Origin of the sequence: Actinoplanes sp. NPDC051475, from assembly GCF_040689425.1 — a bacterium.
Lineage (GTDB): Bacteria > Actinomycetota > Actinomycetes > Mycobacteriales > Micromonosporaceae > Actinoplanes.
Window position 1 is genome coordinate 74,200 of the sequence record NZ_JBFAZZ010000017.1, and the last position, 23,019, is coordinate 97,218.

General features: G+C 69.0%; 21 protein-coding genes. 15 read left to right on the forward strand and 6 right to left on the reverse strand.

Going from position 1 to position 23,019, the window contains the following annotated elements; translation table 11 throughout:
* Positions 1–24 precede the first annotated feature (24 nt).
* From AB0368_RS30135 to AB0368_RS30155, 5 genes are all read left to right on the forward strand, one after another.
* A complete protein-coding gene (locus AB0368_RS30135; RefSeq protein ID WP_366157392.1) occupies positions 25–576 on the forward strand; it encodes a GNAT family protein in 552 nt (183 codons plus the stop codon).
* A gap of 124 nt (positions 577–700) precedes the next feature.
* Positions 701–940, forward strand: coding sequence for a hypothetical protein (locus AB0368_RS30140; RefSeq protein WP_366157393.1), 240 nt, complete (start codon positions 701–703; stop codon positions 938–940).
* On the forward strand, positions 937–1,935 hold the full coding sequence (locus AB0368_RS30145) for a hypothetical protein (RefSeq protein ID WP_366157394.1): 999 nt from the start codon (positions 937–939) through the stop codon (positions 1,933–1,935). Before AB0368_RS30140 ends, AB0368_RS30145 begins: the two co-directional genes overlap by 4 nt.
* Positions 1,932–2,756, forward strand: a complete 825-nt coding sequence (locus AB0368_RS30150; protein WP_366157395.1) for a formyltransferase family protein — start codon at positions 1,932–1,934, stop codon at positions 2,754–2,756. The genes AB0368_RS30145 and AB0368_RS30150 overlap by 4 nt, the downstream gene beginning before the upstream one ends.
* A gap of 530 nt (positions 2,757–3,286) precedes the next feature.
* Complete coding sequence (locus tag AB0368_RS30155; RefSeq protein WP_366157396.1) at positions 3,287–4,540, forward strand: hypothetical protein; 1,254 nt, start codon at positions 3,287–3,289, stop codon at positions 4,538–4,540.
* Here the strand turns inward: AB0368_RS30155 and AB0368_RS30160 are convergent.
* The 4 genes from AB0368_RS30160 to AB0368_RS30175 are packed head-to-tail and all read right to left on the reverse strand — an operon-like array spanning position 4,534 to position 9,548.
* Positions 4,534–6,105, reverse strand: a complete 1,572-nt coding sequence (locus tag AB0368_RS30160; RefSeq protein WP_366157397.1) for an amino acid adenylation domain-containing protein — start codon at positions 6,103–6,105, stop codon at positions 4,534–4,536. The genes AB0368_RS30155 and AB0368_RS30160 overlap by 7 nt on opposite strands.
* Positions 6,098–7,075, reverse strand: coding sequence for an alpha/beta fold hydrolase (locus tag AB0368_RS30165; protein ID WP_366157398.1), 978 nt, complete (start codon positions 7,073–7,075; stop codon positions 6,098–6,100). The genes AB0368_RS30160 and AB0368_RS30165 overlap by 8 nt, the downstream gene beginning before the upstream one ends.
* Entirely contained in the window at positions 7,072–8,322 is a 1,251-nt protein-coding gene (locus tag AB0368_RS30170; RefSeq protein WP_366157399.1) for an MFS transporter, read from the reverse strand. Before AB0368_RS30170 ends, AB0368_RS30165 begins: the two co-directional genes overlap by 4 nt.
* Complete coding sequence (locus AB0368_RS30175; RefSeq protein ID WP_366157400.1) at positions 8,319–9,548, reverse strand: inositol-3-phosphate synthase; 1,230 nt, start codon at positions 9,546–9,548, stop codon at positions 8,319–8,321. The genes AB0368_RS30170 and AB0368_RS30175 overlap by 4 nt, the downstream gene beginning before the upstream one ends.
* 560 nt (positions 9,549–10,108) lie before the next feature.
* Between AB0368_RS30175 and AB0368_RS30180 the strand changes: the two genes are divergently transcribed.
* The 10 genes from AB0368_RS30180 (at position 10,109) to AB0368_RS30225 (ending at position 19,395) form a co-directional block, all read left to right on the forward strand.
* Positions 10,109–11,365 carry an aminotransferase class V-fold PLP-dependent enzyme gene (locus tag AB0368_RS30180; protein WP_366157401.1) on the forward strand — a complete coding sequence of 419 codons (1,257 nt, stop codon included), beginning with the start codon at positions 10,109–10,111 and terminating at the stop codon, positions 11,363–11,365.
* 73 nt (positions 11,366–11,438) lie between these two features.
* Positions 11,439–12,500, forward strand: coding sequence for an inositol-3-phosphate synthase (locus tag AB0368_RS30185; RefSeq protein WP_366157402.1), 1,062 nt, complete (start codon positions 11,439–11,441; stop codon positions 12,498–12,500).
* Positions 12,497–13,429, forward strand: a complete 933-nt coding sequence (locus AB0368_RS30190) for a TIGR03619 family F420-dependent LLM class oxidoreductase (RefSeq protein WP_366157403.1) — start codon at positions 12,497–12,499, stop codon at positions 13,427–13,429. The genes AB0368_RS30185 and AB0368_RS30190 overlap by 4 nt, the downstream gene beginning before the upstream one ends.
* Positions 13,426–14,586 (forward strand): NAD(P)-binding domain-containing protein, encoded by a 1,161-nt coding sequence (locus AB0368_RS30195; RefSeq protein WP_366157404.1) that lies wholly within the window; start codon positions 13,426–13,428, stop codon positions 14,584–14,586. Before AB0368_RS30190 ends, AB0368_RS30195 begins: the two co-directional genes overlap by 4 nt.
* Before the next feature lie 49 nt (positions 14,587–14,635).
* Complete coding sequence (locus tag AB0368_RS30200) at positions 14,636–15,283, forward strand: HIT domain-containing protein (protein WP_366157405.1); 648 nt, start codon at positions 14,636–14,638, stop codon at positions 15,281–15,283.
* 108 nt (positions 15,284–15,391) lie between these two features.
* Positions 15,392–16,123: a UMP kinase gene (gene pyrH / locus AB0368_RS30205; RefSeq protein ID WP_366157509.1), complete on the forward strand. Its 732-nt coding sequence runs from the start codon at positions 15,392–15,394 to the stop codon at positions 16,121–16,123.
* 33 nt (positions 16,124–16,156) lie between these two features.
* Positions 16,157–17,224: a phosphopantetheine-binding protein gene (locus AB0368_RS30210; protein ID WP_366157406.1), complete on the forward strand. Its 1,068-nt coding sequence runs from the start codon at positions 16,157–16,159 to the stop codon at positions 17,222–17,224.
* Positions 17,217–17,819: a hypothetical protein gene (locus tag AB0368_RS30215; protein WP_366157407.1), complete on the forward strand. Its 603-nt coding sequence runs from the start codon at positions 17,217–17,219 to the stop codon at positions 17,817–17,819. Before AB0368_RS30210 ends, AB0368_RS30215 begins: the two co-directional genes overlap by 8 nt.
* Entirely contained in the window at positions 17,816–18,748 is a 933-nt protein-coding gene (locus tag AB0368_RS30220) for a fatty acid desaturase (RefSeq protein WP_366157408.1), read from the forward strand. Before AB0368_RS30215 ends, AB0368_RS30220 begins: the two co-directional genes overlap by 4 nt.
* Positions 18,745–19,395 (forward strand): DUF402 domain-containing protein, encoded by a 651-nt coding sequence (locus AB0368_RS30225; RefSeq protein WP_366157409.1) that lies wholly within the window; start codon positions 18,745–18,747, stop codon positions 19,393–19,395. The genes AB0368_RS30220 and AB0368_RS30225 overlap by 4 nt, the downstream gene beginning before the upstream one ends.
* A 79-nt stretch (positions 19,396–19,474) precedes the next feature.
* On the opposite strand, the gene AB0368_RS30230 is transcribed toward AB0368_RS30225, so the two are convergent.
* Together AB0368_RS30230 and AB0368_RS30235 are read right to left on the reverse strand one after the other, a co-directional pair.
* A complete protein-coding gene (locus AB0368_RS30230; protein WP_366157410.1) occupies positions 19,475–21,991 on the reverse strand; it encodes a hypothetical protein in 2,517 nt (838 codons plus the stop codon).
* Between the two features lie 32 nt (positions 21,992–22,023).
* Entirely contained in the window at positions 22,024–23,016 is a 993-nt protein-coding gene (locus tag AB0368_RS30235) for a nitroreductase (protein WP_366157411.1), read from the reverse strand.
* Between the last annotated feature and the right edge of the window lie 3 nt (positions 23,017–23,019).

Consider the following 23,019-nt stretch of genomic DNA (forward strand, 5'->3'; position numbering starts at 1 on the left):
CCGCGACCGAATCCTGAGGTGGCAATGGACGATCATGTGGCCCTGCGGCCGTTCTCCGAACAGGACCTGCCCTTTCTCGAACGGCTGAGCTCGGATCCGAGCCTCAGCGGGCGTTACGTCTGGGCCGGCTTCCGCGACCCCCGGGCCCGGCGCCGGCGCTGGGAGAAGGACGGGTACGTCGGCGCGGACTCGTCGGCCCTCGCGGTGGTCGGCGACGACCCGGAGCTGGGCCCCGACACGGTCCTGGGCATCGCGAGCTGGGAGGCCAAGGACCGCGGCGGGCCGCCCGGGGGCTGCTACGAGATCGGCCTCGCGTTGCTGCCGGAGTGCCGGGGGCGCGGCCTGGGGACCGCGGCGCAGCGGGAGATGGTGCGCCATCTGTTCGACTGCACCCTCGCCTTCCGGCTGGAGGCGCAGACCGACGCCGACAACATCGCCGAGCAACGGGCGCTGGAACGGGTCGGCTTCCGCCGCGAGGGCGTGTTGCGCTGCGCGAGGTTCCGCGAAGGTGAGTGGCGCGACATGCTCATGTATGGTCTGCTGCGGTCTGACCTGCGCGTCGCGGGCGGCGACTGAGCCGGTAGGCGCCCGGTCAGCGAGGCTTCCAGCCGGCGTTCCAGCGTTCGTTCCACCCCTGTCGCGCACGATGAACCCCGCAAGTCACGCCGCAGGGCGTGCCGCAGCGGCAACGGGGGACACCGTGCTCGTACCGACCTATCAGGACCTGAGATCCGTTCTCGACGGCCACGAGGTGAGCATCCTCGACGCCGTCCGCCGGGCTTTCGTCCCGCAGGGCGCCACGGCCGTGCCGCACTCGGCCTTCCTCGTGCCGGCCCGGCCCCGGGACGGCGCGATCGCATTGCCCGCGTTCCTCAGCGGTGCCGGCGCGCCGGATTCGGCGCCCGGCACCGGGCAGCTCGTCGGGGCGGTGCCGGCATGAGCGCGCCGATCGGGTGGCTCGGCCTCATCGCCGGAGAGTGGACGATCAACGGCGATGCGAGCTCCTGTGCGCGGCGTACGGTGCGGGCCGGCCGCGCGCTGGGTCTGCGTACCCTCGCGGTCAGCACGGATGAGCGCTGCCTGGCCCGCCTGGCCGCCGACGGCTGGTCGCTACGGCCCGCGTCCGGCCTGGACCCTGTCAGCATCGCCACCGCGTTCGCCCCCGCCGGAAGCCGGGCGATCGCCCCGGCATTCCTGGTCGGTGACGGCCCCGGCCTGTCGGACACGACGGCCCGGGTGGCGGCGCTGCTGGGCGCCCGGAATCCCGATCCGGGTGCGGTGGCCCGGTCCGCCGGCTTCGTCGCCGGTCGGCGGGCCGCGGTCGCGCCGCCGGTTCGGGCGGGGTGCCGGTACGTCGTACAGGCGCAGGACGGCCAGGTGATCGGCATCGCCGAGGACGTCACCGCGGACGGGTACGGCCGCGACTACGACTGTCCCGGCAGCGCGCGGGGCTGGACCGCCCGCCGGCTGAGGGCACACGCCCGTGCCGCACTCGCCGCGGCGGGGCTGACCCTCGGTCCGGCCGAGGTGATCCTGCACGCGGACGGCCGCCGGGTGTCCGTCGAGAGCCTGGCACCGGGGCGGATCGACGGCTGTATCGCCTCGGTGATCGAGCTCGCGACCGGGCACGACGTGATCCTCGGCGCGGTGCGGTCCGCGGTCTCGGCCGCCCTGCCACCGCCCCACCGTCCCGCCCCCCATCACGCGCGCCGGCACGCCTGCCTGCGCCGCGCGGACCTGAGGGGCGCTCCGGCCCGGGCGGATGCCGCCTGGGTCGACCTGCCCGGGCTGGTCTCGGTGCGCCCAGGAGCGCAGGGCGCCGTCGTCACCGTCGCGGACGACCGCACGAGTGCGTCCTGGGGGGCGCGTTCGGCCGTGGAACGGCTGGCGGGCTGGTCCTCGAGATCCTCGGCGGTGTCCGGCGGTGCCCTGTGACACCGCTGCGGCTGGCACTCATCCGCGCCGACGACCACCAGCACCGCTACCTCGAGTCGCTGCTCGCCGGCCGCTTCGACCTCGCGCTGGTGGTCGTCGAGCCGGAGGCCGCCAGGGTCGCCGCCATGCGCCGCCACGGCCGCTACCGAGACTGGATCTATCACCGCTACCACCGCCTCCGCCGGACGGTCACGGGCAAGGACGACTACCGCAGGCAGTACTTCGCGCACACCCCTGAGCTGTGGGCGGATCCCGGCCCCCAGCGCCTCAGAGTGCGCTCGGTCAACGACGACGCCGTCGTGGATGCGCTGCGTGCGGTCTTCGTCGACGTGGTGGTGGTCATCGGCTGCTCCGCGCTGTCGAAGGCGACGCTCGCCGCCGCCGGACCGCTGGTGATCAACGTGCACGGCGGGTTCCTGCCCTATTACCGGGGCGACCACGCATTCTTCTTCGCCGTCTACGACCGGCGCTTCGACCGGGTCGGCTCGACCATCCACCGCGCGGACCCGGGCATCGGCGCGGGGGAGCTGATCGAGGTGGTCCGGCCCCAGGTACGCGGCGACGAGCAACCCGAGCAGCTCCGCTGCCGCGCCGACCTGCTCGCCATCCACCGGCTCGCCGGCTGGCTGGAGATCCTCGAGCGCGGGGGCGAGCTGCCGTCGTACGCACAGCCGGCGGCGGGGCGCACGTACGGCATCCGCGACCGCGGACCCGCCCACGACTTGCGGTACTTCGTGCGCCGATGCCTGGGCATCACCGGACCGCTGCCCCCGAGCACCGACGACCGGCGGCCGGTGGCCCTCGAAGGCTCGATGCGATGACGCCTGTCCCGCGGCCTGCCGCTGGGACGGACATTCCCGCGGCCTGCCACGGGGCAGGCGCCTAATCGGCTGAACCCGGCGACGTCCTCTGGCCGATGCCGGGTCTACTACGAGCCGCGGGTGCCGACGAGAACCGGGCCCTAAGCAAGGCGGCACACCGGCCCTCGACCTTGTATCGCTCGGTCGCCCGCACCTCGAGGTTACGTACCGCCGCGCGCATCAAGCCGCTTTGCACCGTTGCGGAGGTCGCCGCGGTGGCAGGGCTTTCAGCGGTCAAACCGACCGAGGCGTCAGGATCCTGCTTCTATCTACTTTGATCCACGACGTCATGCCGTCATTCGACGGCGTGATGGCCGGCTCCTCGGATACCAGCCGCAATTGCCTTCGAATTCTACGCTGCGGCAATGGCTCGGGTGATCAAGTGGTGTAGCGTTGTGCCGGGAATTCGGCCGGCTCGATCAGGCGCTTCGGTCGCACGTCCCGTATGACATCTATCGTAAAGGTGGCGAACGGGAAGTATGCGTAGATCGTTGGCGGTCATCTTCGACAAGGGCGCGGCCCCGACGGAGATCGTCCGGGGTGTGCGTTCGTTTGCTGAGGTGACATTTCTGGTGGCCGATTCCAGCGAGGCGAGACTCGCTAGGCCGGTGCTGGAGACTTTGGGCCGTACTGTCACCTTCAGGTCGGTCGAGGACGCTGTCGCGGCGCATAAGGTGACACCCTTTGACGGAGTCGTGACCTTCAGTGAGCGGATGGTGCTGTTCGCGGCGGAGGTGGCCTCGGCTCTGGGTCTACCTGGAAATTCAACCGCGGCCGGCTTGCTGCTGACGGACAAGCTGGAGCAGCGTAGGTGCTTGGCCGCCGCGGAAGTCGATGCGGTCCGGTGCGATGTTGTTGATTCGGTCATGCAGTGGCCGGCCGTGATGGCCGCTGTCGGGCTACCTGCAGTGGTCAAGCCGGTCGTGGGTGAGGGTAGCCGAAACGCATTCTTGGTGGAGGATGGGGAGGCCGGCGGTCGGCTGGTGGAGCGCTTGTTGAGCGACCCCGCCGAGGGCGAGCAGCGCCTGATCGTAGAGGAATTCCTTGCTGGAGAAGATCATTATCCGTTCGGCGATTATGTTTCTGTCGAAAGCATGGCGGCCTACGGTGAGGTGACTCACATAATGGTGAGCGGGAAGTTTCCACTCACCCCGCCGTTTCGTGAGATCGGGGCTTTTTGGCCTACTCACCTCGGCGCGCCGGAGCGTGCCGCCGTGGAATCCTTGACCACCTCGGCGCTCGAAGCGTTGGGTGTGGGAACAGGCCTGTTCCATACCGAGATCAAATTGACCGCTACGGGACCGCGAATCATTGAGATCAACGGTCGCCTCGGCGGAGACATGAATGATCTCGGACAGCGCTCGGGAGTTGGCGACCTGATCGCTCTGGGTGCCCGTCTGGCTCTGGGCGAGCGGGCTGTCCTCAACGCGCCTTCCGCCGGCGTCTACTTCCAATACAGTACTCCCGCCCCCGCTGAGCCGTGCCGGCTACTAAGCGTCAAGGGCGCGGACCTCGTCCGCAAAATGCCTGGGGTTCAGCGCTACCACCGGTTCGCCCGACCCGGCGACGAGTTGGGCCGTGGGGTGCACTGGCGTCCGATGGACATGGTCTGCGGCGTAGCGTCGAACCATGACGAAATGGTGTCCAACTTGACGATGCTCCGTAATTCCTTGTCCTTCGTGTTCGAGGTGCAGGGAATCGAACGTGAGTTGTCGGCAGCGGCGCTGACCGGCTGGACTTATTGACCGCCTGCCGTCCACGCCTGAACGGCAGGGGAGGGACCTTCCTGCTGTGCCGGTATCGCGCGCTTCCCGGTCCAGGCCGGCTCGGGAAGCGCGCGGCGGTCGGTCTTGCCATTCGCGGTCATGGGGATCGTCGGTACCCGGACGATCATGGCGGGCACCATGTATCGGGGCAGCTCCGCGGCCAAAGCCCGCCGCAACGTCCGTTCGTCGAGGTGATGGGCGGCCGTCACGAGGTAGGCGACCAAACACTTCTCGCCGCTGGGTGACATGCGGGCGACCACCACGGCGCGACGTATCCCCGATTGACGCTGCAGGCATGTCTCAATTTCGGCCGGCTCGATCCGGAACCCGCGAATCTTGACCTGATCGTCGATGCGGCCGAGGAACTCGACGACCCCGTCCGGCCGGCGCCTGGCGAGGTCACCACTGCGATACGCCACGCCCGTGCCGTCGCCCGGCTCCGTGACGAAGCGCTCAGCGGTCAAGTCAGGCCTGCCCAGGTAGCCGGCGCCTACCCCGGCACCGCTGATCCACAGCTCGCCCGCACTGCCGTCGGGCAGGATGGAGCCCTTATCATCCACAATGTGCAGCCGCACGCCCCGGATCGCGCGTCCGACAGGGATCGGAACCTCGACCTCATCGGAGTCCGTCATGACGTGGCAGCACGCGAAGGTCGTGGTCTCGGTCGGCCCGTAGCCGTTGACCAAACGTAGCCCGGGATGCGCTGCCAGCACTCGCCTGACGTGCTCGGAGGAGAGCACGTCGCCGCCGGCCAGCAGGCATCGCAGGGAAGCGAAAGCCGCGACGTTCTCGTCCGCCATTCGGTGGAAGAGGGCGGCGGTAAGCCAGAGGACAGTCACCCCGAATCGCTCGAGCAGCGCGCTGATTTCGTCGGTGCCCAGCAGTCCCGGTGGGGCTACGACGAGCCGGGCACCGTTGAGGAGCGCCCCCCATATTTCGAAGGTGGCGGCATCGAACGAGGTCGGAGCCAGGTGCAGCACCGTCTCGCCGACGCCGAGTGGCGCGTAATCGGCACCGCTGACCAGGTTCAGCACATTCCGGTGGCGGATGATCACGGCCTTCGGAGTACCGGTCGAGCCCGAGGTGAACATGGCGTAGGCGGGGGCGTCGCCGGACACCGGGACGGCGGTCGGCGGTGTACCCGGACGGATGGGCGCCCGCCTCTGATCAAGCAGCAGGGTCCGCTCCGTCGGGAGGCTCAACCGATCTCGCAGGGACGCTGTGCTGATGATCGTGCCCGTATGGCTGTCGGCCACCATGCGGGCGACGCGGGCCTTGGGATAGCCGGGGTCCAGGGGTACATAGACCGCACCCCGCCGTATTACGGCAAGCATCGCGATGATCGCGTCGGGGGAGCGCTCCAGGCAGATGCCCACGTGGTCACCGGGTCGGACACCGCACGCTTCCAGGTTGCCGGCGAGTCCGGCGGCGGCCTCGTCGAGCTCTCGGTAGGTGAACCGCCTGTCGACGGACTCGACCGCCACGGCCTCCGGAGTTCTGTCCACCCACCGCGTGAAGTGTTCGACCAGGTTTCCGTCAGGCATCGGTCACCGCGGCCGCCAGCTCCCGCAGCGTGGTGTGGTCGAGCAGGGCACCGGGCGACATCGCGATGCCTTGCTCCCGAGCCTGCTTGGCGATCTCAAGTGCCATCAGCGAGTCGCCGCCGAGGTCGAAGAAGTCGTCGTCCTCGCCGGTCACGGCGAAGCCGAGCTGCTCCTCCCAGATTGCCCGCAGACGCTCCACCATGTCCATGCTCGAGTCTCCTTCGCAAACGATAACTTCGCGCAGCGCTCCGGCCAGAGCCGCGGGGTCCGACATCAGCAGATGGTGATCCCCGGGCACGGTCAACGCGAGGTGTCCCCCGTTCGCGCCCTTGGCCCAGGCCTTCGCAGCGCCGGGCGGTACCAGTGGGTCCCGATCCGTGGTGATCGTGACCAGCGGAATCGTGAGCGCGCCGCCTTCGGCGTTGTAGCGGTAGGTATCCGCCGCTTCACAATCGGCCCGCAGCGTCGGCTCGAAGAGATCCAGCGCGGCGGGGTTTGCGGCGGCTGTGGAGCCGACCCAGGTCTCGCGGAGTACCCAGTTGCGGAACTGCTCGGGTTCCAGGTCGTACGTGGACGGCTCTGTGCCCAGCTCCCAGGGTGCCTCCTGGCAGATCGCCACCAGCGCCGCGGGCGGTCGGTCGGTGCGCTGCAGCATGAGCGCCGCCTCGAACGCGACGATCGCACCGGAGCAGACTCCGACCAGCCGGTACGGCCGCGGATCGCGCGCCAGGAGTTCGGTGAGGTGGTCGACGATGTGGGCGGACTGCTCGGCCACCGACCGCAACAGCGGGTCTCGAAATCTGTTCTCCCTGCCCGGCAGACGGACGGCGTAGAGCTCTGTCACGGGTCCGAGTGCCACGGCGACCGGCTTCCACGCGGCCGCACCAGCCCCGCCTGGTCCGATCGCGATCGTCATGGTCGGTGCGTCGGGCTGCCTTATCGGCACGGGGAGGGCCTTCGAGAGCGTCATGCCGGCTCCATCTCCTTGGCGCCGCTCCCGGGCGAGAGGATGCGCCAAGTGGTAGGCATGGCGACCGCTACAGCTGTAGCGGCGAAGTACAGCACCGCAGCGCCTACGAGGGTGGTCCGAGACCCGGCATGGGCGGCGATGGGCCCGACGATCGCCAGGCCGATCGGACGCAGGACGATCGAACCCATCCAGTCGTAGGAAACGACCCGAGAGAGCAGATGCTCCGGGACTCGGTTGGACAGCACGCCCTCCCACACCGCGTCGCCGAACGACATCGCGATCCCGATGAGCACCGCAAGTGCGGTCATCGTCGCCAGCGACAGTGGCACGGCAAGGCCGAGCAGCGTGATCGGCGCCAGGATGAGTGCGCCGGCCATGGCCACTAGTGGCCGCCGGGGTAGCCAACGCACCGCAATGACGCTACCGATCAGGCCGCCGACGCCTGTGCCGACGGAGATCACCGCCCAGCCGGTGTCGCCGCCCAACGACCGCTGGGACACCACGGGACCGAGTACCCAGAACGCTGAGAGGATCGCGAATTGGAAGACCGCGAAGTTGAGGATCCAGCTCCACAGCCAGGAGTGGCTGCGTACCTCATGCCAGCCTTCGAGCAGATCCGCCGCAAAGTGCTTCCGTTCGCTGGTTCCTTGCCGCGGAGGCAGCTTGACCCCGGCCAGGAGCAGGGCGCTGACCAAGAACGTCGCGGCGTCGATGGCCAATGCGAGACCAGGGCTGCTGATCGCCAGCAGGAGACCCGCGGCGGCGGGTCCGACAATGGTGGCCGACGAGGTGACGGTGTACATGAGGGCGGCGCCGCGTTGCCGTAGCGTGGGCTCCAGCAGCTGGGCGATGAGACCTCCCGACGCGGGACGGGCGAAGGCGCCCGCCGTCCCGTGCACTGCCTGGAGCAGGAGCATCCACCAGAGCTCGTTGCGGCCACTCAGCAGCAGGGCGGCGAAGACGCCTTGGCTGAAGAAGCGGACGAGGTCGGAGGAGATCATCAGGCGTTGCCGAGGGAGTCGGTCGGCCCACACCCCGCCGGTGAGCAAGAAGACTGCCTGGGGAACTGTGCGTGCCAGCAGCACGAAGCCCAGCGCCGCGGGTGATCCGGTGGCGTGCAGGACGGCGAACGCCAGTGCAACCGGGACGATTTGGTCGCCCAGCGTGGACAGTGAGTTTGCGGAGAAGACGAGCCGGTAACGGCGGTCGCGTAGCGGGGCCAGGCTGGCGGCCCACCCGCCGCTCATCGTGTGACTTCCCGGTCGGCCGCGGTCAGGGAACCGTGCGCGGACAGGATCGTTTCCAGGGCCTCGCCGGCGGGGAGGGAAACGGGAGATTCCTTCATCTGCAAGGCGTTGACCGCCTCGGTGACCTGAGGGGACTTGCTGCGCAGCGCAAGAGCGGCCAGCCGAGTTGCGTCGAGGGCCGCCCCCGCCCCGTTGACGGAGTCCGGAACGTCCATTCGCAGCTCGATGTCGACAGGCTGGTCGCCGAGGGTGCGTCCCTCGAGCCGGATGTAGGCGACCTTACGGTCGCGCAGGGAGGGGATGAAGTCGGCCATGCCCGCGTAGCAGTCTTCGGACGCGAGCCCGGCGCCGCGGTTGGCCTCCGAGGTGACCGCGTGCACCTTCGTTGCCGACTTCGCCCGCGAGCGGGCGGGGTCGCCCAGGTTGACGAAGTTCATGTTTCCACCAGCGTTGATTTGGTAGGTGCGGTCGAGGGTTACGCCCTGCTCGCTGAGCAGCCGGACCAGCGTCTGGTGCACGATCGTGGCGCCGAGTTGCGCCTTCAGGTCGTCTCCGATCAGCGGCAGGCCGGACTCGGAGAACGCATCGCGCCACTTCTCGTCGCGGGCGAGCACGGTGGACGAACAGTTGACGAAGGCGCAGCCACTGCGGAGTGCAGCCGCGGCGTACCCGGCGGTCGCTTCGTCGGCTCCTGCCGGCAGCAGGCTGACGACTACGTCGGTACCGGTGCGACGGAGCTCCCGCACTACGGCGTCGGGCTCGGCGGTGGCAATGTCGTCGATGAACGAGGAGCTGCGTGGGCCGAGGCCGTCACAGGCGAGGCCGGCGTGGACGGCGACGCCGAGCGGCGGTACATCCGCGAATGCGGGCGCATTGTTGGGCGGCATCCACAGTGCCGCCGACAGATCTGCGCCGATCTTGCGAGCGTCGACGTCGAAGGCGGCGGTGAACCGTAGGTCTCGCAACGGTCCCAAGTTCGCCAGGGCAGGAATGCCACCGGGGTAGACCGAGTCGTCCTTGTGTTTCGCCCACGCTTGCACAACGCTGGCCGCGCAGTTACCCACGCCGATGAGTGCGACACCAACCGATTTCAAGGAGCCCCCGTATACCTGTTCGCGCGACGCACAACGGCCGCGTACGCAAGGAGGGGCGACGAACTGCCGTCGCCCTGACCCGCGCCGATCCGCGGAATAGTGCCACGTCGGCGGGCAATGATTCCCGATCAACTAGCGGTGGAAGCTACTCAGATCCGGCGAGCCTGGTCAAGCCCGCGAAGTTCGAAAGGGCGATTTGTCACATCCCGAGCCGGGTTGGCTCGCTGAGCGGAAAGCGGCAGTCCGAAAACGCCAGATTGTCCAACTCCATGTTCGGCGGCATGACATTCGTCCAATATGGATTGCTCCCGAACGTTCACGAGGTGTTCTCGCTACGCTGGTGGTGCACTGTGGCCTCTGGCCGAAGCTTCCCGTTAAACGATCTTGACATGATTGAATGTCGCTTCCTATGATCATCCGCGATCAGAGGCCACGGGGGCCCCTGTCGGTTCGGGAGGGCTTCGGCGATGTTCGGTAACAGGTGGAGTTCGTGACGGCTGTTCTGTCGTAGGCGGCAAGCTGCCCAGGTGGTGCCGTAGCACCCATGGTGATTGGGCTCCTCGGTCGTGTCGCACCGGCTTCGGCGTGTTTACACCGCTGTGACGACTGCTATACAGCCGGTCACCAATTGATCTCCTATTGACGTGGTTTCCGCCCGTAACATTCTTTAATGTGTGCGGACGGCCTCATAGATGCTGCGCGTTTCTTGTGCATTGATGATCAGGGGTCATCCTTGCGCGCTTTGCCGTGCGCGCCGGGCATCGCCCGGCAGCGATTTCCGCTTCCCTGAAGAAGGGTATGTCGTGATCTATCTCGATCAGGCGGCGACATCGTTTCCCAAACCTCCGGGTGTGGCCGAGGCGATAATGGATTACCTTGCCGGGGCCGGTAATCCGGGGCGTTCCGGCCATCGGCTCGCCCGCTTCGCCGACGACGTTGTCTGGTCGGCTCGCGCCGACGTAGCGAAGCTCTTCGCCGTGGCCGACCCGGCTCAGGTCATCTTCACAATGAACGCCACCATGGCGCTCAACATCGCGCTGCAGGGTGTCCTGCGGCCTGGCGACCGGGTGCTGTGCTCGTCTTTCGAACACAACTCCGTAGTGCGGCCACTACACGCCCTCGGCGCCGTCGGGGTGAAGTGGGAGGCATTGCCGCCGTCCGCCGACTGCCCCGTGGATCTGGACCGACTCGAGCAAGACCTGAGGAGCGGGGCGGTCCGCGCGGTCGTCGTCTCCCATGGAAGTAACGTGACCGGTGCGGTGTTGCCGCTCGCCGAGGTCCGCCGACTCACCCTTGAGCACGGCGCACTGCTTGTCGTCGACGCCGCGCAGACGGCTGGGCACGTTCCGCTCTCCATCGCGGACGCCGACCTCATCGCGTGCTCGGGACACAAGGGCTTGCTCGGTCCGCAAGGGACCGGGGTGCTCGTCGTCAGTCCCGGCGTCGAGGTGCGCCCCCTGTTCCAGGGCGGTACGGGCGGCCGTTCGGAGCAGCTGGAGCAGCCGCGGTGGCTGCCCTTCGCCCTGGAGAGCGGCACCCCGAACGGCGCCGGAATCGCGGGCCTTGCGGCGGGGGTACGCCACTTGATGGCCCGAGGTATCCCGGAACTCGCCGCCCACGAGGAGACTCTCCGCCGCCGACTGGTCGAGGGACTGTCGGCCCTGCCCGGCGTGACTGTGATCGAGCAGCCCTCGCCGGAGCGGCCGGTCCCAGTTGTCTCGATCACGATGCGCTCGCGCCTTCCCGGCACCGTCGCGGAGCTGCTGGAGGAGCGCGCGGGAATTCTGGTGCGAGGCGGGCTGCACTGCTCACCACAGGCACACCGCACCGTGGGGACCTTCCCCTCCGGCGCTGTGCGGTTCGGAATGTCGCATGAGACCGGCACCGACGAGGTGGACGCCGCGGTGGCGGCGGTGGCCGAGATCGCCGAGGGCGCCGGCCTGAACTGATCCGGTTCGGCGGGAGCGTCGCCCCTTCCGAACGCAACGACAACCTCCGTCCATCTATCTTGAAGGTGATCTCATGGCACGTGCATTGAGGCTGGCCGTCGCCGGTGTCGGCAACAACATCTCGGGTCTGCTACAGGGCGCCTATTGGTATCGCGGCCTGCAGGCCCGCGGCGAGACGGAGCTGCCCGGAGTACGCCAGAACGCCATCGGCGGCGTCGGCGTCGGCGACATCGACTTCGTCTGCGCGTTCGACGCCGACCCGCGCAAGATCGGTCAAGACCTGACCGACGCGGTGCTCGCGGAGCCGAACAACTATCCACGGCTCGATGTCGAGCTGCCCCAGCAGGGTGCCATCGTCCAGCTCGGCCTGGTCAACGGCGGGGAGGTCACCGTCGAGGACGTGACCAAGGCCCTCGTGGACAGCGATGCCGAGGTCCTGCTCTACTCCCTACCGACCGGCCTCCAATGGGAAGCCGAGCAATACGCTCAGGCCGCGCTCGGGGCCGGGGTGGCCTTCGTCAACTGCACCCCTGAGGTGGTCGCCCGCAACCCCGAAATCCTCGCCGCGTACGAGAAGGCGAATGTCCCGATGGTCGGTGACGACCTCGCCAGCCACATGGGTTCCTCGATGGTGCACCGGTCGTTGCTCAGCCTCTTCGCCGAGCGCGGCGTCACCATGAGTAGCTCCTATCAGCTCAACTTCGGTGGCAACGAAGACTTCCGCAACCTACGGGAGAACGGTGCGAGCAAGCAGAAGTCGAAGCTGAATGCACTCGCCCAGAAGGGGATCGCCCTCGATGCGGTCGAGATCATCCCGTCCGCCGGGTACATCTCCCACCTCAAGGACAATAAGGTCGCGGTGATCAACATCGAGGGACTGGGTTGGGCCGGGACGCCGGTCTCGCTCGACCTCAAGCTCAAGGTGCAGGACTCCAGCAATGCGGCCGGCGTGATCATCGACTTGATCCGGGTCGCGGCGGCCTGGCGCCGGCTGGGCGAGGCGGGCTTCCCCATCGCCGCGGCGTCCTGCCTCAAGTCGCCCGCGGTGCCCCACGATGCTCTCACCACGTTCGCCATCGACGAGGCCCTGAGCATGCTGAACGAGCGCGTCGCCGCTGCCGCGGACCGGTCGTGACCCGATTCGGGGTGGCGGTCCCGAACTTCGGGCCGGACGTCAGCACCGACTGGATCCGGCAATGGGCCGCCCGTGCGGAGAAGAGCGGTTTCGATCTGGTGGCGCTCTCCGATCACATTCCGACCACCACGGACGTGCATGACAAGTACGTCGCGCCGTTTTACGAACCCTTCACCACTCTGTCGTTCGTCGCGGCCGAGACCCGCCGTATCGACGTGGCGACCTCCGCTATCGTCCTGCCGCACCGGCATCCGCTGGTGGTCGCGCGCATGGCCGTGAATCTCGATGCGTTCAGTGGCGGTCGGTTCATCCTCGGCCTCGCGCCGGGCTGGTCGGAGCAGGAGTACGCGGCGCTCGGCCTGGACTTCGCTCGGCGTGGTCCGCTCATGGATGACGCGCTGGGTGCAATGCATCAGCTCTGGCAGGCGAGGGAGGACTTCACCGACTACGAGGGCCCGTACTTCACCTACCGCGGGGTGTCCACGGCGCCGCGTCCGGAACGGCCCATCCCTCTGTGGATCGGTGCCAACCATCGTGCCGCGGTACGCCGTTGCGTGCAGTGGCGGGCCGCTTGGCATCCGGCGATCTGGAATCTCGATTGGTTCGAACACACAGCCCTACCCGAGCTCGAGAAGGCCGCGGAGCGTTACGGCGGGCCGGTGCCCGAGGTCTGCGCGAAACTCAAGGTTTTTCTCACCGACGCCGAAATCGACCCTGATCAGCGCCGCCCCGGAGAGGGCCGGCTGGATCAGGTCGTCGCCGATGTCGAGCGCCTCGCCGGGCTGAACGTTCACACCATCCTGCTGGATACAGATGATGCCCGGGTGCGGTACGCGCCCCGCGGCCTCGACGATCACTGGAGGGTTCTGGACGGCCTGCTCGCCGAGGCGCCATCAGTGACGGAAGCCGCGCGGCGGGCCCTGTCGTGATCGCGGCGACGGTGGAGCTGACGCCGGCAGAGTCGCGGGTTCTCGACGCGTTCTCCGATTGGGCCGGACTCGCCGAGCGGCGGCCGTTCCACGGTTGGCAGGTCGTCGCGGTCCAGCATGTGCAGCGCTCCCTGCTGGGCCTCGTGGACGCGGTGGTGCGCGGTGGGGCGTGCCCTGACGACATCACCGTGCTGGGCAAGTCGTATTCGACCAATCCCGCAGTGCTGGAGGCGCTGAGCGGACGTGGGGTCCGGGCGGACGACCCGATCGCGATGGCGCAACCGCAGGTGTCCTACGAGGCCGAGTTGGCGGGCCGCGTTGCCGCTGCCCTTGACACACTGGCCGGACGTCCGCTGCTGGTCCTGGACGAAGGAGGCGTGGCCCGCCGGGCGATCGCCGCGGCGCCGCATCGGTGGCCGCAGGTTCGCGTGGTTGAGCAGACCGCGAGGGGTGTACGCGGCGCCGGGATGCGGCACCTCACCTTCCCGGTGATCGACGTGGCACGCTCGTGGGCGAAGTCCCACGAGGAGGCGCCGCTCATAGCCCGCTCGATGCACGAGGGGCTGATGCGAGCCGTTGCCGACCTCGGCCGCCGGCTGGACGGCTGGGATGTCGCGCTCGTCGGATACGGCGTCGTCGGCGCCGCGCTGACCGACCGGCTGACGCGCGCCGGACACCGGGTCACGATCGTCGAATCGGAGCCGGCACGCCAGGACCGGGCGCGCGAAGCGGAACTCGTGGTCGCGCCGTTCGCCGAGGCGGTCGAGAACCAGGACATCGTCATCGGGTGTACGGGCACTCCACTGTTCTCGTTGGAGACGGCCCCCCGGCTCGCCCCGGGAGCGCTGCTCGTCAACGGTGGTTCTTCCGACATCGAGTACGCAGTCTGGGAGGCGCGTACCGGGCCGGACCGCCGGCCTTGGCAGCGGCACTATCCGTTGCCGACCGGTGCCGACGTGACCCTGGTGGCCGGCGGGTTCCCCATCAACTTCTACGGCGCGGTCGAACCGATCCCGGCTTCCGACTTCCAGATCACGCGCGGCCTGATGCTGGCCGGCGCGGTGCAGGTGGCCGAGTCCGGACGTGAAGCCGGCATTCGACCGCTCCGCGACGACCTGCAGCGACACATTGTCCGGGCCTACAGGGACCGGATCTGAGCCTTTCTCGTCAACGTCCCTTCTTTCTCACTCGAGGTGATTTTCCGCAATGACAGAGATCATGGACGGCTGCCTGTTCTGCGTGCGCACCGACCACATCGTGGTGGAGACGGAGCACGTCTTCATCTCCTTGGACGACGCGCCGATCGTCGAGGGCCACGTCATCGTCTGTCCGCGCCTGCACTACCCGTCGATGGCGGACGTCCCTGCCGAGGTGGCCCGCGACGCCGACCGCCTCCTCGACAACCTCATCGAGGCCTACCAGCGCATCTACGGCCCAACGGTCATCTACGAGCACGGCCGGACCGGGCAGTGCCTGCGGCGCAACCCCGACGAGCGGATCTGTCACCACTCGCACCTGCACATGATGCCGCTCGCGACCGATCTGCCCGGCAGCGTGGAGCTCAGCCAGTACGCCGATTTCACGTCGCTCGCAGAACTCGCCGAGCTTGCGGGTGACGTAGAGGGCTACATCCTGGCCGGATCCTCTCTCTCCACGCGCCGGTACTTCCCCGTGACCCGGCCGTTGGGCCCCCACTATCTGCGGACGTTGGCATCCACTCTCGCCGGTGTGCCCGATCGCGCCGACTGGGAGGCCCACCTGTTCACGCCGGAGAGCAAGAGGTTGCAGAGCCAGGCTGCCGAGAAGCTCGCCGCCTTCGCCGCCGATCTGACGGGCACCACGACCGCCGTTTGAACCCGTCGGTCGACGATATCCGCGCGCCGCTCCTTCCGCACACGGAAACAGCCAGGAGGCACCGTGACTCAGACTCTCAACCCCGCGACGAAGGTCGCCGGGAGCGAAATGCCGAGGCCAGCCGGCAAGCCGTACCGGCGGGTGCTGCTCAAGCTCTCCGGTGAAGCGTTCGGCGGTGGCACCGTCGGCGTGGACCCGGACGTCGTGCAGGCGACGGCGGCACAGATCGCCGTCGCCGTCCGGGGCGGCGCGCAGGTCGCTGTGGTGATCGGCGGCGGGAACTTCTTCCGCGGACCGGACTTGCAGGACAGGGGTATGGACCGCACGCGTGCCGACTACATGGGCATGCTGGCGACGGTGATGAACTGCCTCGCGCTCCAGGACTTTCTGGAGCACGAGGGCATCGACACCCGGGTGCAGACCGCCATCCACATGGCACAGGTCGCCGAGCCCTACATCCCGCGACGCGCCGTCCGGCACCTCGAGAAGGGGCGCGTTGTGATCTTCGGGGCCGGCGCCGGTATCCCGTACTTCTCCAGCGACATCGTGGCCGCCCAGCGAGCGCTCGAGATCGGTGCGGAGATCGTCCTGATGCGCAAGAACGGCGTGGACGGGGTCTATACGGCGGACCCCCGGCACGATCCCTCTGCTCGCAAGCTGACGACGGTGACGTTCGACGATGCGCTGCGGTTGGGTCTGCGCGTGATGGAGACGGGCGCGCTCAGTCTCTGCCGCGACAACGGGCTGCCGATTCTCGTCTTCGGGGCGGAGACCCCAGACACGATCATCCGGGCCGTATCGGGCGAGCGGCTCGGCACCCTCGTGTCGGTTGGTCAGTGAAATTCCCTGTATCAAGGCGAAAAGGACACTCTAGTGACCGCGAACGCACCGCGTGATCCCGTCGAGGCGCTCATCGCCTCGAAATGGAGCCAGGTGACCGGAGTCCCCCTGGACTCCATCCACGATGATTTCTTCGACGCGGGCAACTCCTCGCTGGAAGCTCTCAAGCTGATGGAGCTGCTGCGCGAGGAATTCGGGCCCGACCTCTCCATCGACGCCATCTTCAATCAGCCCACCGTTGCCGGCTTGGCTGAGCTGGTCCGCGCGGGCGGCAGCCATCGACGCTATGCCTTCACGCTGCAGAAGGGAGACGGCATACCGCTGATTCTCGGTCCAGGCCTCGGCGGCGGCCCGGCGTACGTCTCGAAACTCGCCGTTCCCGAGCTCGGGCGCCCGGTCGTTTCCGTACTTACCAGGGGAATTCACGGCGAGCAGCGGCCGTTCGACACATCCGCTGAGACCAGCCGGCACCTGCTCTCCTCGCTGTCCGAGGCCGGTATCCGCGGTCCGGTCCATTTCATGGGCCACTGTATGGGCGGCCTGTCGGTGCTGGAGGCGACCCGGTACGCCGCCGAGTACGACATCGAGGTACGCAGCGTCGTACTGATCAATACGTCGCCGCGTACCCCGGACCTGACCCGGCACGAGATGACGAAGATCCGTCTCCAGGAGATCCGCGGCTTCGTCGGTCTCGAGGAGGATCCCCGGGTGAACGCCGTCCCGGAGGGGGAGCCGCTGGACGACACGATCTCCATGGTCTTCGACGACGTCAAAGACAGCGACGCCCTGTCGGAGAGCTCGATCGAGCCGTTCAAGGTGCGGCTCGACGTCTACGTCTCCAGCTGGCTCGCCTCCTCCAGCTTCACCCATCAGCGGTCGGAGGTCCCGTTGCACATCATGTACGACCCCGACGATCTCGACTGGCTGTACGGCGGCGCGTTCGACATCGAGGGCTGGGAGAAGCTCGACTACCCGAACATGACTGTGGACGCTCGGCCAGGCATGCTCTACGCGAACATCGGCCTGCCGGAGAACCGTGCGGCCGTCGCCGCCTATCTGGACGCGCAGGACGCGGGTACCGGAGGAGGCCACCATGGCTGAGGCCGTCCCGCAGCGGCGCGCCACGGCGCTGACGTTCGGACGATTCCCCATCATCACGCATGGGCACCTGGCGTACTGGCGGACGATCCTGGAGCGCTGGGACACCCTCGTACTGGGCATGCTCGACGTGGAGGAGATCCGCCCGTACAAGCCGGGCGTCGACGTGGTGAGCCGGGAGTTCTACGACGAGATCGTCCGCAAGTGCGGCCCCCGGCGTAATCCCTTCACCGCTGACGAGCGCCGGCGCATCCTGCGGGGTGGTCTCGAAGAGGCAGGGCTGCAGGAGCGGGTGCGGATCGACCTCTGTCCGATCCCCGAGTTGCACCCGGCGGTGATTTCCGAGCGTTATCCCGCAGCGGACGTGGATATCGTCACCGGCGACCTCACTGATCCCTTCGAACGGATGAAGATCCGGGAACTGGAGACGATCCTCGGGCGCCCGATCGCCAACGTCCAGTCGGGGTTCGTGCTGCACACCACGGACGCGAAGCACAGGATTCTCGGCGGCGACAAGTGGTCGACCTTCGTCCCTGCCGGCGCGTACGAGGTGTTCGTCGAGATCGGCGGGCCGGCGCGGCTGCCTGCGGATTCATGACCGGTGCCACGGGGGAGCCCTCGACCCTGCTGTTCACACGGACCCGCACCGGCGCCGCCGACGAGCGGATCTTCATTGCCAAGCTTGCGACGCTCGCCGTGCTCACGGGGCTCGGCGTCATGCTCGCGCTGCGGCCGTCGCCGATGGCGCTCCTGACCGGTGTCGTGCTGCTGGCGCTGATGTACACCCACGCCGTGGAGCTGCAGCATCAAGCGCTGCACCACTCGGCCTTCCGGAGGGCCTGGCCGCACCGGGTGGTCGGCGTTCCGCTCGGGTTGCCCCTCTTCGTGGTCTACAGCCATTACCGAGTACGGCACCTACAGCACCATCGCTACCTGGGCACGGCGGATGACACGGAGTTCTTCGGATTCGACGCCCGAAAGCAGCTGACCCTCGGGCTGCTGCTGCGCGGGCTGTTCGACTACTCGCGGCTGCTGATCGTGCTCCGTGACGTGGTCCGTTCCGCCTTCGGCCGCTGGCACTACGAGTTCGGGGACATCAGTCCGGCGATGCGCCGGCGGGTGGCGTCCGAGCACCTCATCCTCGGCTTCGTGGTGCTGTCGGCGGCCGGCCTCTGTGCCGCCGGTCGAGGGGAGTACGTGGTCCGGTTGTGGCTCCTACCTCTGCTGCTCGCGGTTCCGATGCACTTCCTAGTGGAGCTCCCCGAGCACATCCTGTGTGACACGGACAGCGCCGACGTGCTGCGCAACACGCGGTCGATTCGGGGTGGCCGGCTGAGCACGTGGTACACCAACGGAAACAACCTGCACATCGAGCACCACGCTGCGATGAGCGTGCCCATCAATCGGTTGCCGTCACGGCACGAGGAGACCCGGAGGTTGGCGGTACACGTGGAACGTACGTATGCGGATTTCTACCGCACGCTGTGGAAGGCCCTGCGCGAGCAGCCCAAAGGGGCCCGGAGATGACCTTTTCCCCCGGCCGCGACGTGCTCTACCGAGACTATCGAGGCGGCGGGGATCTTGTGCTCGTCATCCCTCAGAAGGTGGTCTCCGACGACGAGCGAGGGCTCCTGACGTGGCGCCCGATCGGCACCCATTACCTGTTCCGGCGGACGGTGGACGGCCGCGACCGGCGGGAGATCCCGTTCCACCAGCGGTACGAGGTGCAGTGGCGCCTTACGCCGATGACGTGGACGGGTCTGCACGTTCTCCATTTGTTCCGTCCGGGGCAGGCGCACTCCGTGTGGTGGATGTTCAACCCCGACTTCACGCTGAACCGGTGGTACGTGAACCTCGAAGCGCCGCCATCCCGCTGGGACGACGGCGCCGCGGGGGGCGTCGACACGTTCGACCACGCCCTTGACCTGGTGGTGCCGCCAGACCGCCGGTGGCGGTGGAAGGACGAGCACGAGTACCTGGAAAGGGTGGGTCACCCGGCCTATTGGGACGCTGAGCAGGCGAGGGCCATCAGGGCGGAGGGCGATCGGGTCGTGGCCGCGATCGAGGCCGGCGCCTACCCCTTCGACGGCGCCTGGTGTGACTTTCGGCCGGATCCGCTCTGGTCCGTACCGGAGCTGCCCGCCGCCGGGTGGGATCGAGCCTGCACCCTCTGAGGGGTCGTGTGGACTCTTCGGCCGCTGCTGCCCGCACCGCCGAATTCATGAACCGGAGACTCCCGCCGTGCGGGTGCCCTCACTTCAGGGTCACCACGAGCGTGTGCCGGCCGGGGCCGGTCGTGGTGATCAGCTCGTCGCCGCGCGCGGTGGGCACCCGCCGCGCTACGGCCCGGTGCCCGTCCACGGTGACCGACGCGACATCGGCGCCGTCCGGCAGTACGGCGCCGGGCGCCAGCCGCGCGTGCACCGCCGCGTCGACGGTCACCGACAGGACGTTGCCGCGGCTCGTCGCGCGTACGTCGAGGTGGCCGGCGCCGACCAGGATGTCCGAACCCGCGATCCGCCGGCCCGGCGGGATCAGCGGCACCACGGACAGCCGCCCGTTGCCCAGGTCGGGTGCCACGCCGAGCTGCTGGTGGATCACCGGCCAGAGCACGCCGTACGCGCCCCACGCCTGCATCACGCTGGACCGGCTCAGGAAGTCCTTGCCCATGTTCGATCCGAAGTCCGGTGAAGGCAGGATCTCCGGCATCGCTCCGGGCATCTCCCAGACGCTCGGGTCGAGGTGGCTGCGCGCGTTCGCGGTCGTGTAGCGCTGTTGCTGCGCCATCCGGCCGTAGTTGCCCTCGGCCACCGCCATGATGGAGTTGCCGAGCGAGATGATGTCCCGCTCGGACGGTACGGCGGAGACCACGCTGTCGCACGCCGGCCCCGGGTTGCCGACGGGGTCGCTGGTGGGTCCGGTGCCGGTGTGGAAGAAGCCGAACTCGCCGCTGAAGCAGTCCCGCTCCCGCTGGTTCAAGCCGGTGGTGGCGTGGCCGGCCGAGGCGAGCGGCCCGGCCGGTAGTTCCGCCTCCATGGGCGTCGCGCCGATCCAGTAGCGCTGGTACACCTTCACGTTGCCCGGGTCGGCGAGCGAGTCGGCGTACGAGCGGGCGTCGCCGCCGTACCACCAGGCCGGCTCGAACTTCCGGGCCCGCCGGGCGGCCTGGGTCTCGGCCCACGCCGCGGTGGCGTGGTCGCCCTTGGCCCGCGCCATGTCGGCCAGGTCGAGCAGTCCGCGGATGGTGTAGACGGCCACGTCCAGCTTCTCGTCGCCCATGCCGGGGCGCTCCACGTTGCCGCTGCCCTCCGGCCAGCCGTCCGCATCGGCGTCCAGGCCGATCGCGTATCGCATGGCCCGCACCGCGAAGTCGTACAGGTCGTCGCGGAACGCGTTGTCCCCGGTCCACCGCCAGGCCAGCGCGACCGCGCTCGGGAACTTCACCGTCTCGTCGGTGTTGCCGACGTCGGCGTTGATGCCGTAGTAGACCTGGCCGTCCGGGGTCACCTCGTGCACCACCTTGCCGGAGTGGTCGTTGGCGATCTCGCTGAGGTCGCGGAGCGTCCGCAGGTGGTCCTTGACGGCCGCGAACTGTCCCGCGGCCACCGCGGCGAACGCGGTGTACTCGCCGTCGGTGGCGAAGATCCACGGGTAGTCCGGCCAGCCGGCACCGATCCAGCGGGCCCGGTCCACCACGCCCGCCGGCAGCGGGTACTCGGTGCCCTGGTTGCTGGCGAACACGTGCAGGTCCCGCGATTCCTGGACGGAGTCGGCGAGGTTCTGCTTGGACCACTCCACGCTCTGCTGCAGGAGCCGGTCGCCGGGCAGATCCACGCGGCTGTGCCGGGCCACCGCGACCCGGGCGGCCGTCTTCGCGGCCAGCGCGTCCGCCGGGTCGTGCAGCGCCCGCGCCAGTTCCGCCTGGGCGGGCGCGAGGCCCTGGTCGGAGCCCGCGACCGCGAACCAGACGGTACGGGCCGAGCCGCCGACCGCGACGTCGTAGGCGAGCCGGCCGCCCGTACCCCTGCCGTAAGGTCCGTCGTCGCAGACCGCGGGCGTCGGGTCGCCGCAGATGACATCGCCCTGCGGGCCGCGCATGCCGGCGCCGAGCGCGTGCCCAGCCGGGGTCAGGTCGCTGCCCACCAGCGCGGCCCAGTCGTGCGACCGGGCGTTCGCGACCGGCGGCGTGCCCTGGTCACGGAAGATCAGACTGCGGCCGTCGAAGGATCCGGTATCGGGCAGATTGACCGCGGCCTGGCCCGGAGAGGTCCAACCCCACGGGTACGCGGGCAGCAGTTCGGAGTGCGCGTCCACGGTCAGGTGCACGGTGCCGGCACCGGCCGGGAACCGGAGCCCGATGAGCGCGGCGCGCCCGCCGTCCGGCACGACGTCGACGCGCTGGACGGTCAGGCCACCCGGCCCGGCCAGGTCCATGGTCGTGTACCCGGTGCCCTCGGTGAACCGCCGGGCTTTCAGCCACGTCCCGTTCGCGCCGAACCAGACACCGTCCAGCAGCTTGATCGGCGGCGTCCAGAAGCCGCCCATCTCGCCGCGGATGTGCCACCCGGTGGCGGGGTAGGTGGCGTCCTCGGCGCCCACTTCGTACAGCCGGTCCCCGGTGACCACGAACCTGCGGTCACCGAGCCGGTCGGTCTCCGACAACCCCGTGACGGGTACGGAGGCGGAGGCTGCCGGCCCGTACGCCGCCAGACCGATGACAGTGCCGACCACGACGGCCGCAGCGAGGGCGCGGCGAACGTGACGTTCCATGGGCACACTCCCATCTTCCGATCAGACACTGGTCAGCCGGGCGCCGGTGGGAAGCCGATGACCGTGTCCGGCCGGCGCCGCGGCGTGGGCGGTGGCGCCTCGGCCGCGACCGGGACTCCGATCCGCAGCGCCAGGTACGGCCGGCCGGTCCGCAGCAGGCCCTGCACCATCAGCCGGGACTCTTCGACTTCCAGCACATCGCTCATCGGCGCGGCGCCGAGTCCTTCGACGACAGCGGTCAGCAGCACCGCGGAGAGCGCCTCGCCGGCGCGTAGCCACTCCACCGCGGTGTCGCCTGGTCCGTGCAGGATGGCGTACGCCGTACCGTTGTCGTCGCCCGGACCGGTCGCCAGGCCCGCGGTGCCGTCGGGGGCGAAGTCGCGGACCGGCACCGTGCGCGGACCGGCCGGGACGGCGGTGTCCGCCGGCACTCCGTCGCCGCTGCCCGTCGGCCGGTGCGTCCATTCGTCGAGTGCGCGGCGGTACGCCGGGTCGGCCCGCTCGGCCGCCGCGGCCTTCGTGGCTGCCGCCGCCAGCGTCGGGATCTGCTCGCTGTGCAGCAGATGAAGATCGGTCTCCTCGCCCTCCGCCGCCTCGCGCAGACGGCGGAGGGCGGCCTCCGGCACCGGGGCGGCGCCGAACGGCCGGCGGTCGGTGCGGCGGCGCGGAACCGCCCCCCGCAACCGGCGCACCCGCTCGTCCGGTTCAGCCCGGCCGCGTACGTCGATGCGGGCCAGCAGATCGGGCGATCCCGGGTCCGGGAACCGGGTCACGGTGATCCGGCGACCGGCCGCGGTCAGCCCCAGCCGCGCGTGGTGCAGGGCGGCGCCACAGCTGAGGAGAAGCTGCCGACCGGCCGGGTCGGTCACCTCGAGCGTCCGATCCGGCTCGCGCAGCAGCTCCAGGGCGTTGCTGCCGACGCGCCATCGCCAGGGCTGGGTGTTGAACACCGAGGGCGCGCGCTGTGCCAGGCGCGCCGCCTCGGCGAGCGCCCGCATCAAGTCCGTGGGTCGTGCGGCCGACATGAC